We start from the raw sequence: 12,712 nt of genomic DNA on the forward strand, positions 1-12,712 counted from the left end.
CTCCGCTCCCCGGCCCAGTGCAGAGCATGAACGATTCCTCGAAGTCCTCGCCCTCCTCGCCCTTCTTGCCCTCCTCGCCCTCCGTGCCCTCCTCTCCCTCCCAGCGCCCCCGCCCCGCCACCCGTCGTTCCGTCCTTCAAGGGCTCGCCGTCACCACGGTCGCGGGCGCCGCCGCCGTCTGTCTTCCCGCGGGGGTGGCCCATGCCGGGTCCGTCGGGCGGCGGACGCCCGCCGCCTCCGGGACGTACGCGCTGACCCTCGTTCACCTGGGTCGCGACGGCGCCTCGACCACCGGCTACCGCACCCTGCTGACCGCGCTGTCCGGGCCCGACGCGGGCAGTGGGCAGGAAGTGAAGGATCTGCCCGGGACCACCACCGTCCACGTGGCCGCCGGACGCTACCTCGTCGACTCCCTCATCTCGACCAAGCCGGTGGGGGAGACCGGCTGGGGGAACGACTGGCTCGTGCGGCCCCGGCTCGACGTCGACCGGGACATGACCCTCGTGCTCGACGCCCGGGTCGCGCGCCCGGTGGACATCCGGCCGCCGGTCACCGACGCGAAGTTCGAGCAGATCGGGGCCTTCGCCCAGGTGGCCTACGAGGGAGTCACCGGGTTCGCGAACGCGATGGCGATGTCCCCGGACCTGCGCGTGGCGCACCTCGGGCCCGCCGCCGAGCGCGGAGCCGTACGGACCTGGGTGGACGCGTACTGGAGTCGGCCGAGCGGCGTCTGCGCCCTCGGTTACGTCTTCCGGGGCGAGCGGGCCCTCGACGGTCTGGTCCGGCATCCGGCGATGAGCGACCTGGCCACCCTCGTGGTGCGCGCGGGAGCGGCCGTACCCGGTGAAGGGGCGGCCCTCATCGACATGTCGCCTTCGGCGGGACCCTCCCCCTCGCTGGCCCTTCCGGTGTGGCCGGGGACCAGCGGAACGTTTCTCCTCACGCCCGAGCGCGGCACCTGGGACCTCGTGTACGGCACGCCGGTCGAGGAGGAGGGCCCCTCCAACAACTACTTCGTCCTCGGGCGCTCGTTCACACCCGGCTCCACCACGGTGCACACCTTCGACATCCCCGTCTTCGGCCCCGCCATCGACACCTCGCCCGGCGCCCGGCCCGTCGCGCAGCGCACCGGCAACACCCTGGACCTGACGGTGCCGCTGCTCGCCGACGGCGACGGCCACCGGCCGTCCTCGCCCCTGTTCGTCGCCTCCACCGTCACCCTGCACCGCGACGGGCTGCTGTTCGCGGCCCGTCGCGGCGAGACACCGGGGCACGCCTCGTTCACGGTGCCGTCCGGGCGGGCCGCCTACCGTCTGACGGCGAGTGCGACGCGATCGCGGGGGAGTGTCACGGCGGCCTGGACGTTCACGTCCGCCGCGACGCCCGACACCACCGACCTCCCGCTGAGCGCCGTACGGTTCACCCCCGGGCTGGCGCTCGACGGCACCGCGCCCGCGCACACCACGAGCCGGGTCGCGGTGACCGTGCAGGGTGCGGCGGCGCGCAGGGCGGGAGTGCGGTCACTCGCCGTCTCCGTGTCGACGGACCGGGGCGCCACCTGGACGCCGGCGGCGGTGACCGGCGGAGGAATCACGGTGAGGACGCCGGCACCGGGCAAGGCGGTGTCGCTGCGGGCGGAGCTGACGGACGCGGACGGCAACACCCTCACCCAGACCCATCTCGACGCGTACGTCACACGGGCGGGCGCCACGACCGGCTGAGGATCCGCCTCGGCCCCTTGCCCGGCGTGCCCGTGAGGGGGCTTTCAGAGATTGCGGAGAATCGGGTTGTCAAGGAAATGGTCGAGCCCTCCCAGGGCGAAGAAGCCGACGGCGCCCAGCGTCTCCTTGTCGAGCCTCAGGATGCGCCAGTGGTCGCCCCAGCCCGTGGCGAGCATCTGCCCGTCGTCTCCGGTCAGCTTGTGGCGGAAGACCCCGTGACAGGAGAAGGTCAGAATTCTCTCCTCCGACGAGAGGCGTACGTGTCTTCCGCGGCGGAAAAGGGAGGAGCGGACCGATACCGCGAAGTCCGATCCGTCGAAGGTGCCGGTCAGTCCCGCGCGGAGCTGCATATGGGCGATGACGCCGGGGGCGCTGAAGTCGGGTACGTGGACGATCTCCTCGCCCGCGAGGTTGATCGACCAGTCCTCCCAGGCGAATCCTCGCGCGTCGGCGCTGCGATTGCGCGAAGGCCGCCGGACGACTTCGATGTTCCCCATCGGGGAATCTCCGACGGGGAACACCCGCTGCCGACTGCGGATGGGTGAACACCACTCCGGCCAGGGGAGGTTCTTCGGGAAGGAGACGGCGTGGACCATCGGGCGGGTGGCTCCTTCGGGGCGGCAACCGGCGCGGGGCGGTGGAAGGAAACCCTGTTGCCCCCGTGCGGGCGGTGGAAGGAAACCCCGGCGCCCCCGTGCGGGCGGTGGGACAAAAACCCCGGCGTCCCCGTGCGCCCCGGGCCGCCGTCCGCCCATCGTCACACGGGCGTTCTCCTCCCCGGATGCCGGGGTGGGGCGCCCTGCGCGCAGGCCGGTCAGCCGAGGGGGCGGGACGAGGTCTCGGCCGGGTCGACCAGGCGGATGCCCGTGACCAGGTCGGGGCGGATGCGGACCACCTGGTCCAGATGCTGGTCCGACCACGGTTCGAGCAGCGCCCGGTAGCGGGCGACCTCGGCCGGGTCGGTCACCAGGTGGCAGTAGCCCGTGACCACCGCGCTCCAGCCCAGCCGGGTGACCGAGTCGATGGCGTCCGCCTCGTAGGCGACGACCACCCCCGGCGCCCCCGCCTCCTGGGCGCTGAGCGTCAACGCCGAGCCCTCGTGCGTACGGATGACGACGTCACCGCCCTCCAGGAGATGGTTGACCGGGCGGATGGCCGGAAGCGCCTGCCGGGTGAACACGATCCGGCCGAGAGGCACGCTGCCCAGCAGACGCAGCGCCTCGTCGGCGTCGAGCTCGATCGTCCGGCGCGGCCCGACGGCGGCTGTCTCGGTCGTCCGGTCGTCCGTGTAGGGCGGTGCGTCTTTCAACGGGTGTCCTCGGGTGTCGGTACTGTCGGAACGTTCAGTAGACGTCGGAGCGGCGTACGGGGAAAGGGCCGTTCGGCCTCGGCCGACCGTCTTCGACTGCTCCCGACCGTCTTCGACCGGCGGTACGGCCCTGCTCCGGTGGCCCGTCAGGGCCGCGCCCGGACGCCCCGCCCGCTCGCCGGACACGCCCCCGGGAACCGGGCTCCCTCACCGCTTCTCCCTCGCCGCCCCCCTGCGCGCGAGGATCGCCTCACGGCGCGCGTCGAAGCGCGTGGCCTGGGTGTCCAGCGAGCCCAGGAACTCGCCCAGTTCCTGCTGCGCCCTGAGCCCCTCGGGACCGAGCCCGGACAGCTTGAGGACCTTGAGGTGGCGCAGTACCGGCTGGAGTACGTCGTCGTGGTGGACCCGCAGGTTGTACACCCCGCCCAAGGCGATCTCCACGGCCGCCCGCTCGAAGCCCGGCAGCCCGTGGCCGGGCATCCGGAAGCCGCTCACCACGTCGGCGACCGCCCGCATCGACTGGTCGGGAGCGATCTCCAGGGCCGCCGCGAGCAGATTGCGGTAGAAGATCATGTGCAGGTTCTCGTCGTGCGCGACCCGGGCGAGCAGCCGGTCGCACACCGGATCGCCCGAGCCGCGCCCGGTGTTCCGGTGCGAGACACGGGTGGCCAGCTCCTGGAAGGCCACGTACGCCACGGTGTGCAGCGCCGAATGCCGGTTGTCGGACTCGAACCCGGCGGACATATGGGTCATCCGGGCCCGTTCGAGCGCCACCGGGTCCACCGCGCGGGACGCGAGCAGATAGTCCCGCATCACCAGGGAGTGCCGGGCCTCCTCGGCCGTCCAGCGGTGGACCCAGGTGCCCCAGGCCCCGTCGCGCCCGAACAGGGCCGCGATCTCGTGGTGGTAGCTCGGCAGATTGTCCTCGGTGAGCAGGTTCACCACCATCGACACCTTGCCGACCTCCGTCAGCGGCGACTGATCCGGCGCCCAGGGCTCGCCGTCCAGGACACCGTCGAAGTCCCGGCCCCGTCCCCAGGGAACGTACTCGTGCGGCATCCACTCCTTGAACACCCCCAGATGCCGGTCGAGCTCACGCCCCACCACCTCCTCCAGATCCTGGAGGAGACGGACGTCCGACAGCGGGACGTCCTGGGCGGAGGCGGAGGGCGGGACAGTGGTCACGGAGCATCGGATCCTTCGTACGGAACTCAACCTACGGTTCCGTAAGTTACGAGGCTCCGAAGCGCCCCGCAGGGGCCGAACGGCCCCATCCACCAGGGACGACCGGCGGCCCGGTCGCGGACCGCGCCACGCGACCAGGGCCGAACGGCCCCCTTCGGCGGAGCCGTTCGGCATCGGTCGGCAGGGGCCGGACGGCGCTGGCGCACCGGTGGGATAGTGGCACGCCATCAGGTCATGGCACCTCGCCGTACCGCCACCGTCGAGTCCGACCGGCCCGCCCCGCGCGGCCCGGCCCCTCCGCGCGCCCCAGCCCGGGAGCGCGGCCGACGGGGCAGGCGTGTTCCGATCGGACCGACAGAAAACACACCCCCATGTCCCGACAGCCGTCCCCCCACACCCCCTCAGGCGACACGTACGACGAGTACCACGCCCTCCTCGCCCGGCAGGACGCGATGAGGCTGCGCCAGCGGCTGCTGGCCCCGGCGCGACCAGCGCCCCCGGTCGCGGAACCCGGCCCGGCGGCCGGACCGCGATGGACCGGAACCTTCTACGACGGCGCGGCCGACCAGCGGACGATCCACCGGCACCTGCCGCTCGTGACCCCCTTCAGCACCCTCATCGGGCACCTCTACGAGGCCATGTTCGACCAGCACCCCTATCTGCGCGGGCTGTTCCCGGAGTCGATGGACTTCCAGCGCGCACACCTGGAACGGGCCTTCTGGTACCTCATCGAGCACCTCGACCGGCCCGACGAAGTCACCGCCTTCTGTGCCCGCATGGGCCGCGACCACCGCAAACTGGGCGTACGGCCGGTGCACTTCCAGGTCTTCGAAGCGGCCCTCGCGCAGGGGCTGCGCCGCAGCGCGGGAGAGCGGTGGACCCAGGAGATGGAGGACGCCTGGCTGCGGATGCTGCGCCTCGCCGTCGCCGCCATGGTGGACGGCGCGGAGGAAGCCGTCGGCGAGCCCGCGTACTGGAACGCGACGGTGACCGGACACCAGCTGCGCGGCCCCGGCGTCGCCGTCCTCCGCGTCCGCACCGCCGAACCCTTCCCCCACCGGGCCGGGCAGTACACCCGGGTCGAGTCCCCGCTGCTTCCGCACACCTGGCGGCCGTACTCCCTGGCCCGTGCGCCCCGCCAGGACGGCGAGCTGGAGTTCCACGTCCGCAGGACCGGACCGGGCGGGGTGAGCGAGGCGCTCGTGTCGGGGACGCGGGTCGGCGACACCCTGCGGCTCGGACCCGCGCAGGGCACGATGACGCTCGACCCCGATCTGTCGAAGGACGTGCTGATCGTGGCGGGCGACACCGGCTGGGCCACCGCCAAGGCACTCCTGGAGGAGCTGTCCGAGCGCCGCCCCGCCGGTCTCACCGCCCACGTCTACCTCGGCGCCCGGACCCCGGACGACCTGTACGACACGCCCGCCCTCGCCGATCTGGAACGGGGCCGTCCCTGGCTGCGGGTCGTCCCGGTGATCGGTGAGGGGCCAGGGGCGGGCGAGGACCGCTCGGTCATGGAGGCGCTCGGCAGGCGCGGCGACTGGTCGGGACACCTCGCCTACGTGAGCGGCCCGTCCGCGATGGTCACGGCCACCGTGCACCGCCTGACCAGCCTGAACCTGCCCGCCGACCACATCCGTCACGACCCGGTCAACGGCACGGTCCCGCTGGCCCTGACGCGGTGACGGACGGCGGAGCCGACGCGCTCTGATACGGCGAGGGGCGGCCCCCGGTGGGGCCGTTCGGCCCCTGTCGGGCCCTGGACGGGCGCTGTTCACTGAGCGGCGGCCTTGCGGGGCCCCACGGACACGGCAGCCGACGAGCGCCCGACAGGCGGGAAACGAGGAGTATCGATGATCGCGGCGGTGGGACACGAGGACCTGCCCCCGGACACCCTGGCCCTGGTGGAGCGGGAACTGCGCGTCCGCATGGAGCGGTACGGGGATCCCGCCCCGGGACTCGTCCGCGCGGGGCCGGGACTGCCGGCGGCCTTCGGGCGTGCCGTACGGGCGGCCGGCCGACGGCTCGTCGTCGTCCTGCCCGTGCGCGGCGCGGTCCCCGCCGAGCCCCCACCGGGCGAGCCCGCCCCGGCCCGGGAGGTCGCGGACCTCGCCGACGAGGTGCGGCTGCTGCCCTACGACCCGGCGGACCGGGACTCCCGGGTCCGCGCCGACGAGGCACTGGTCGCCCGCAGCGAGCGGCTCCTGGCCGTCTGGGACGGTTCCCCCACCAACGGCCGGGACGCCACCGCGCACATGGTCGCCTACGCGCGGGCGCACGGGGTGCGGGTGGAGGTCGTCTGGCCGGTCGGAGCGGTACGCGGCGCACCGGGCGAGCCGCTGCCCGAGCCCGTTCTGCCACGCCCACGGAAGGGGCACGATGACCACCGTCCTGCATGAACCCGTCGTCACCGCGGCCGAGGCGCCGCCGCGCGAACGCGCGGTGGGGGCCACCCGCGCCTTCGCCTGGCTCCTGGTGGTCACCGGCGGGCTCGGGGTGCTCGCCTCCTGGGTGATCACCCTGGACAAGTTCCTGCTGCTCGCGGACCCCGGCTTCGTCCCCGGCTGCAACATCAGCCCGGTGATCTCCTGCGGCAGCGTCATGACCAGCGACCAGGCGTCGGTGTTCGGCTTCCCCAACCCGATGCTCGGGCTCGTCGCGTACGGAGTCGTCGTCGCGGTCGGCGCCGGACTGCTCGCCGGGGCCCGCTACGGCCGCTGGTTCTGGCTCGGCCTCAACCTCGGCACCCTGCTCGGCGTGGGCTTCTGCATGTGGCTGATGAGCCAGGCGCTGTACGAGATCGGCGCCCTGTGCCTGTGGTGCTGCCTCGCCTGGGCGGTCACCATCGTCATGTTCTGGTACACGACGGTGCACAACCTGCGCCACGGTGTGCTGCGCGCGCCGAGGCAGCTGGTCGCGGCGGCGGTGGAGTTCCACTGGTTTGTGCCGGTTGCCTGGTGCGGCAGCGTCCTGATGCTGATCGGGACCCGCTTCCAGGACTACTGGAGCAGCTTGCTGTGAGGCGGGTGGACCGCCCCCGCGCCCGCCCGGCCGGGCAGGGCCGTTCGGCCCTGGGGGACCAGGGCCGAACGGCCCCGAGGCGGTGTTGCGATACTGGCGCTCGTCTCGTGTACGGCCCTCCCGGCCGGTCCGGCCGGAAGGCCGTCGGCCGTGCGGTGCCGTCTCGCCCTGCCCAGGAGTTCCCGGTGAATCGTCACCCCCGCCAGACCGCCCGAGCGGCCCTCGCCGCCTGGCCGCCGCCCGCCGCGCCCCTGACCGGGACCGCGACGGCCCCGTGCGGCGGCGAGGACCTCGGAGCCCCTGCGAGGACGACGTGCTGAACACCGGATACCCCGCGCCCGCGCCCGTGCCCGTACGGGTCTTCCTGCTCGACGACCACGAGGTCGTACGCCGGGGCGTGCGCGACGTCCTGGAGGCCGAGCCCGACATCGTGGTGGTCGGCGAGGCGGCGAACGCGCGCGAGGCGCTGGCCCGGGTGCCCGCGGCCCAGCCGGACGTGGCGGTGCTCGACGTACGCCTCGGCGGCGCGAGCGGAGACCACGAGGGCGTGGAGGTCTGCCGCGAGCTGCGGGCCGAGCTGCCCGGCCTCGCCTGTCTGATGCTGACCTCCTTCGACGACGACGAGGCCCTGTTCGACGCCATCATGGCCGGTGCCGCCGGATACGTCCTCAAGCAGATAGGCGGCTCGGACCTGGTCGCCGCCATCCGTACCGTCGCCACCGGCACCTCGCTCCTCGACCCCCGGATGACGAGCCGGGTGATGGCCCGCATCCGGGAGCCCAAGCCGGAGCCGAAGGCCGCACAGCCCGCCGAGCTGGACCGGCTCTCCCCGCGCGAGCTGGAGATCCTCGACCTGATCGGCCTCGGCCTGACGAACCGGCAGATAGCCGAGCGGCTCTTCCTGGCGGAGAAGACGGTGAAGAACCGGGTGTCGTCCATCCTCGGCAAGCTCGGCGTGGGCCGCAGGATCCAGGCGGCGATGATCGCGGAACGCCTCAGGGAGGCACCGGGCGGCCACGCCTGAGGCAGGCACCCCATGCCACCCCACGCCACCCCGGCCACCCCGCACGACGCAGGGCCCCGCACCTTGAGTGCGGGGCCCTGCGCCGTACACGGGAGGGGAAGCGCCTTGGCTCCGTGAGGAAAGCGGCTTCGCTCCGTCCGGGAGAGGTCACTCCGAGGACAGCGGCGCACTCCACGTGATCCGGGTGCCGCGCTCCCCGGGTGCGTCCAGGCGGACGCTGCCCCGGCACTGTTCGGCGCGTGAACTCATGTTGAGCAGGCCGCCCGTGGGGCGGGCCGAGCCCAGGCCGATGCCGTCGTCCGTGACGGTCAGGACGATCCGGTCGGCCGTGTCGGGGACGGCGAGGACGACCTCGGCGCGGCTCGCCCGCGCGTGCCGTGCCGTGTTGCTCAGGGCCTCGCCCGCCACCGCGAGCACCTGCTCGGCCAGTGCCTCGGGAACGGTGCTGTCGACCGGGCCCGTGATGCGCAGCGAGGGCGTGAAGCCCAGGTGCTGGGCGGCCAGTTGGACCGTCTCGGCCAGGCGTCGGCGCAGTGCGGGGCCGCCCCGGTCGTCGTCCGCCGTGCGTAGTTGGAGGATGGTGGAGCGGATGATCTGGATGGTGGCGTCGAGGTCGTCCACGGCCCGGGTGACCCGCTCGGCGGCCGGGGCGTCGTCGATGGTCCGGGTGGCGCTCTGGAGCGTCATGCCGGTGGCGAAGAGACGCTGGATGGCGACGTCGTGCAGGTCCCGGGCGATCCGGTCGCGGTCGTGCAGGACGGTCAGTTCCTCGGACTCGGCCCGCCGCCGGGCCAGTTCGAGCGCGATCGCCGCCTGGTCGGCGAAGCCGCTGAGCAGTTCGGTCTCGGCGGCGTCGAAGCCCTGCCTGCCCGCCTTGCGGCTCAGCCGCAGGGCCCCGCACACCGCGTCGTCGACGGGCAGCGGCACGGCGACGACGGGGCCGTGGCCCGTGCCCGCCGCGCCGCCGAGGGGCAGGGCCCGGGGGTCGGTGCGTACGTCCGTGGTCACGACGGTGCCCCGGGTCCTGGCGGCGAGACCGGCGAGCGAGCCCGTCGCGGGGAGGACGGCGCCTCGGACGGCATCGGCGGTGTCGCCGTGCGCCACCTGGACGGTGAGGTCGCCGTTCGGTCCGGAGGGCAGGAGGACGGAGGCCAGATCGGCGTCGGCGACCTCCATGGCGCGCCGGGCGATCAGCCGCAGCACGTCGTCGGGCTCGTGGCCGGCGAGCAGGGCGCGGGTGATCTCGCCCAGTGCTTCGAGGCGGCGTTCCCTTCGGCGGCTGTCCCGGTAGAGCCGGGCGTTGTCGATGGCCACGCCCGCCGCCGCGGAGAGCGTGGTGAGGACCGCTTCGTCGTCGGCGTCGAAGGCGCCGCCGCCGCGCTTCTCGGTCAGGTAGATATTGCCGAAGACCTGGTCCCGTACCCGGATCGGGGCGCCGAGGAAGGTCCGCATCGGCGGGTGGTGCGCCGGGAAGCCGAAGCTGCTCGGGTGCCGGGTGAGGTCGTCGAGCCGCAGCGGGGCCGGGTTGTGGATCAGCTCGCCGAGGATGCCGTGACCACAGGGCGCCGGGCCGATGCGGGCCGCGAGGTCCTCCGCCATGCCCACCGGCAGGAAGCGGGAGAGCTGCGCGTCGTCGCCGATCACGCCGAGCGCTCCGTACTCGGCGTCGGTCAGACCGATCGCCGCTTCCACGATGCTCCGCAGGACCTGGGGGAGTTCCAGGTCGCGACCGAGGTCCATGACGGCGGCGAGCAGTCCGTGCATCCGCTCGGGTACGTCGATCCTCGGCCAGGCCGGTGCCGGGTGCGGAGAAGTGTCTGACATGTCCGCAGCCTACGGGGTGTGCGGCCGACGCGACCGGCCGGGGCCGAACGGCCCTCCCGCCGTCCCGGCGTCGGGTACCGGACGGCCCTGCCGGGTCCGCCCCGCAGGCCAGGAACATGGCTCGGCGGCCGGGAAGCGCCGAGGAATCCCCCGTACGCGGCTCTTCCCGGCCGGTTGTGAACGTGAACGGAAGTGGAGGTCGTCGTCCGGTGGACGAGGCACAGAGCATGCAGGTCGAGGCCATGACCCGGGCGGGTCGCCCGGAGCGCCCCGACGGGGACGGTACGCACCGTCCGGCCAGACCCTCCTGGGTGGCCTGGTTGACCACCACGGACCACAAGCAGATCGGAACGCTCTACCTCTGTTCCGCGCTGTTCTTCTTCGTCATCGGGGGTGTCATGGCCCTGATGATGCGCGCGGAACTGGCCCGCCCCGGCACCCAGATCATGTCGAACGAGCAGTTCAACCAGGCATTCACCATGCACGGTTCGATCATGCTGCTGCTCTTCGCCATGCCGCTGTTCACCGGCTTCGCCAACTGGATCATGCCGCTCCAGATCGGCGCCCCCGATGTGGCCTTCCCCCGCCTGAACATGCTGGCGTACTGGCTGTACCTCTTCGGCTCGCTGATCGCGGCGGGTGGCTTCCTCACCCCCGGAGGCGCGGCCGACTTCGGCTGGTTCCTCTACGCGCCGCTCTCCGACGCCATCCACTCGCCCGGACTCGGCGCCGACCTGTGGATCATGGGCGTCGCGCTCTCCGGCTTCGGCTCGATCGCGGGCGCGGTCAACTTCATCACCACGATCATCTGCATGCGTGCCCCCGGCATGACGATGTTCCGCATGCCGATCTTCACCTGGAACGTGCTGCTGACCTCGCTGCTCGTCCTGATGGTCTTCCCGGTCCTCGCGGCGGCGCTCTTCGCGCTCGAATGCGACCGCAAGTTCGGCAGCCATGTCTTCGACGCGGCCAACGGCGGCGCCTTGCTGTGGCAACACCTCTTCTGGTTCTTCGGACACCCGGAGGTGTACATCCTGGCCTTGCCCTTCTTCGGCATCATCTCCGAGGTCATCCCGGTCTTCAGCCGCAAGCCGATGTTCGGCTACATCGGTCTGGTGGCCGCGACCATCGCGATCGCCGGTCTGTCCGTGACCGTGTGGGCCCACCACATGTACGTCACCGGCGGCGTGCTCCTGCCGTTCTTCTCCTTCATGACGTTCCTCATCGCCGTACCGACAGGCGTGAAGTTCTTCAACTGGATCGGAACGATGTGGAAGGGCTCACTGTCCTTCGAGACACCGATGCTCTGGGCCGTCGGCTTCCTCATGACCTTCACCTTCGGTGGTCTGACCGGCGTCATCCTGGCCTCGCCCCCGATGGACTTCCACGTCTCCGACTCGTACTTCGTCGTGGCGCACTTCCACTACACGATCTTCGGCACGGTCGTGTACGCCATGTTCGCCGGCTTCCACTTCTGGTGGCCGAAGTTCACCGGCAAGATGCTCGACGAACGCCTCGGCAAGATCACCTTCTGGACCCTCACCGTCGGCTTCCACGCGACCTTCCTCGTCCAGCACTGGCTGGGCGCCGAGGGCATGCCGCGCCGCTACGCCGACTACCTGGACGCCGACGGCTTCACCGCCCTCAACACCGTCTCCACCATCGGCTCCTTCCTCCTCGGCCTCTCCTTCCTGCCGTTCTTCTACAACGTCTGGAAGACGGGCAAGTACGGCAAGAAGGTCGAGACCGACGACCCCTGGGGCTATGGCCGTTCGCTCGAATGGGCCACCTCCTGCCCGCCGCCCCGGCACAACTTCCTCGTCCTGCCCCGGATCCGCTCCGAATCCCCGGCGTTCGACCTGCACTACCCCGAGATCGCCGAGGTCGACCGGCTGGAGAACAAGCCGCACGAGCCGGTGGACCACTGATGGGCGCGGCCGTGCTCGCCCTGGGCACCGGAGCCGTGACCGCCTCCGGCTGCGTCTGGTACGTCCCCGCCCTCGTCGACCTCAGGGCGGGCGCCGACCGGCCGGTCTCCCGCCGCCTCGCCGCCGCCTCCTGCGTCACGGGCTGGGCCACCGCTGCCGTCGTCGTCCCGCTGCTCCTCCTCGGAGTGCCCTTCCGGCCGCTGCTCGCCGTGGCTGCGGTCGGCGCGGGCGGAGCGATCGCCCTGCGCGTACGGGCGGTCGCCCGGCGCCGCCACGAGGAGCGGGAAGCGGCCGTGTGCTGGGCGACGCTCGGCCCCCAGCCCACCCCGCCCTCCGGCGCGCGGCCGCAGACGGTCCTCGCGCTCTGGGCCGGAGCGGGCCTCCTGGTGGCCGTGGCCACCGCCACCCTGCTCCTGACCTGGGGCCGCACCCACGGAGTGAGCACACCCCTGGCGGTGGCGGCACCCACCGCCCTCGCCGCCTGCGCCCTCCTGGCCGCCGCCCTGCGCGCCGCCCAGAGCCGCGAGACCTGGACGCACCACCCCTAGAAGACCCGGGCGAACCCCGACGTCAGCCGCCCCGGGCCGGGACCACCGGCCCGGGGCGGCCGACGTCCGTCCGGGGCCAAGGCGGACGGCCCGAGGCGGGGCCGTCACACCGGGGACTCCGGCCCGGCCGCCCCCGGTCGGACGACGCGCCG

11 protein-coding genes are annotated in these 12,712 nt (G+C 72.7%); 7 read left to right on the forward strand and 4 right to left on the reverse strand.

What is annotated here, in order from left to right:
* The first annotated feature begins 26 nt into the window (after positions 1-26).
* Positions 27-1,721, forward strand: coding sequence for a serine protease (locus tag BU197_RS31050; protein ID WP_188269468.1), 1,695 nt, complete (start codon positions 27-29; stop codon positions 1,719-1,721).
* Positions 1,722-1,765: 44 nt separating this feature from the next.
* On the opposite strand, the gene BU197_RS19060 is transcribed toward BU197_RS31050, so the two are convergent.
* The 3 genes from BU197_RS19060 to BU197_RS19070 all read right to left on the reverse strand — a co-directional run bounded on the left by BU197_RS19060 (position 1,766) and on the right by BU197_RS19070 (position 4,215).
* The gene (locus BU197_RS19060) at positions 1,766-2,218 is read right to left on the reverse strand and encodes a hypothetical protein (protein ID WP_188269469.1); all 453 of its coding nucleotides are present in this window, start codon (positions 2,216-2,218) and stop codon (positions 1,766-1,768) included.
* A gap of 317 nt (positions 2,219-2,535) precedes the next feature.
* Entirely contained in the window at positions 2,536-3,030 is a 495-nt protein-coding gene (locus BU197_RS19065) for a pyridoxamine 5'-phosphate oxidase family protein (RefSeq protein WP_188269470.1), read from the reverse strand.
* A 207-nt stretch (positions 3,031-3,237) separates the two neighbouring features.
* Positions 3,238-4,215: an acyl-ACP desaturase gene (locus BU197_RS19070; RefSeq protein ID WP_317452030.1), complete on the reverse strand. Its 978-nt coding sequence runs from the start codon at positions 4,213-4,215 to the stop codon at positions 3,238-3,240.
* Positions 4,216-4,586: 371 nt separating this feature from the next.
* On the opposite strand from BU197_RS19070, the gene BU197_RS19075 reads away from it, so the two are divergent.
* From BU197_RS19075 to BU197_RS19090, 4 genes are all read left to right on the forward strand, one after another.
* Positions 4,587-5,900, forward strand: coding sequence for a globin domain-containing protein (locus BU197_RS19075; RefSeq protein WP_188269472.1), 1,314 nt, complete (start codon positions 4,587-4,589; stop codon positions 5,898-5,900).
* A gap of 168 nt (positions 5,901-6,068) precedes the next feature.
* Positions 6,069-6,614, forward strand: coding sequence for a hypothetical protein (locus tag BU197_RS19080; protein ID WP_223182508.1), 546 nt, complete (start codon positions 6,069-6,071; stop codon positions 6,612-6,614).
* The gene (locus BU197_RS19085) at positions 6,595-7,236 is read left to right on the forward strand and encodes a vitamin K epoxide reductase family protein (protein WP_188269473.1); all 642 of its coding nucleotides are present in this window, start codon (positions 6,595-6,597) and stop codon (positions 7,234-7,236) included. Before BU197_RS19080 ends, BU197_RS19085 begins: the two co-directional genes overlap by 20 nt.
* A gap of 313 nt (positions 7,237-7,549) precedes the next feature.
* Complete coding sequence (locus BU197_RS19090) at positions 7,550-8,260, forward strand: response regulator (protein ID WP_188269474.1); 711 nt, start codon at positions 7,550-7,552, stop codon at positions 8,258-8,260.
* A gap of 147 nt (positions 8,261-8,407) precedes the next feature.
* Here BU197_RS19090 and BU197_RS19095 read toward each other — a convergent pair whose 3' ends face one another.
* Positions 8,408-10,024, reverse strand: coding sequence for a GAF domain-containing protein (locus BU197_RS19095; protein WP_188269524.1), 1,617 nt, complete (start codon positions 10,022-10,024; stop codon positions 8,408-8,410).
* A gap of 302 nt (positions 10,025-10,326) precedes the next feature.
* Between BU197_RS19095 and ctaD the strand changes: the two genes are divergently transcribed.
* Both ctaD and BU197_RS19105 read left to right on the forward strand, forming a co-directional pair.
* The gene (ctaD, locus tag BU197_RS19100; protein ID WP_223182525.1) at positions 10,327-12,012 is read left to right on the forward strand and encodes a cytochrome c oxidase subunit I; all 1,686 of its coding nucleotides are present in this window, start codon (positions 10,327-10,329) and stop codon (positions 12,010-12,012) included.
* Complete coding sequence (locus tag BU197_RS19105) at positions 12,012-12,560, forward strand: hypothetical protein (protein ID WP_188269475.1); 549 nt, start codon at positions 12,012-12,014, stop codon at positions 12,558-12,560. The genes ctaD and BU197_RS19105 overlap by 1 nt, the downstream gene beginning before the upstream one ends.
* The last annotated feature ends 152 nt before the right edge of the window (positions 12,561-12,712 follow it).

Source organism: Streptomyces sp. CBMA291 (assembly GCF_014596525.1).
GTDB lineage: Bacteria > Actinomycetota > Actinomycetes > Streptomycetales > Streptomycetaceae > Streptomyces.

Coding starts and splice junctions, on each gene's coding strand:
- BU197_RS19105 (WP_188269475.1), top strand. CDS start 12,012: ATGGGCGCGGCCGTGCTCGCCCTGGGCACCGGAGCCGTGACCGCCTCC.
- ctaD (WP_223182525.1), top strand. CDS start 10,327: ATGACCCGGGCGGGTCGCCCGGAGCGCCCCGACGGGGACGGTACGCAC.
- BU197_RS19095 (WP_188269524.1), bottom strand. CDS start 10,024: ATGCACGGACTGCTCGCCGCCGTCATGGACCTCGGTCGCGACCTGGAA.
- BU197_RS19060 (WP_188269469.1), bottom strand. CDS start 2,218: ATGGGGAACATCGAAGTCGTCCGGCGGCCTTCGCGCAATCGCAGCGCC.
- BU197_RS31050 (WP_188269468.1), top strand. CDS start 27: ATGAACGATTCCTCGAAGTCCTCGCCCTCCTCGCCCTTCTTGCCCTCC.
- BU197_RS19085 (WP_188269473.1), top strand. CDS start 6,595: ATGACCACCGTCCTGCATGAACCCGTCGTCACCGCGGCCGAGGCGCCG.
- BU197_RS19080 (WP_223182508.1), top strand. CDS start 6,069: ATGATCGCGGCGGTGGGACACGAGGACCTGCCCCCGGACACCCTGGCC.
- BU197_RS19075 (WP_188269472.1), top strand. CDS start 4,587: ATGTCCCGACAGCCGTCCCCCCACACCCCCTCAGGCGACACGTACGAC.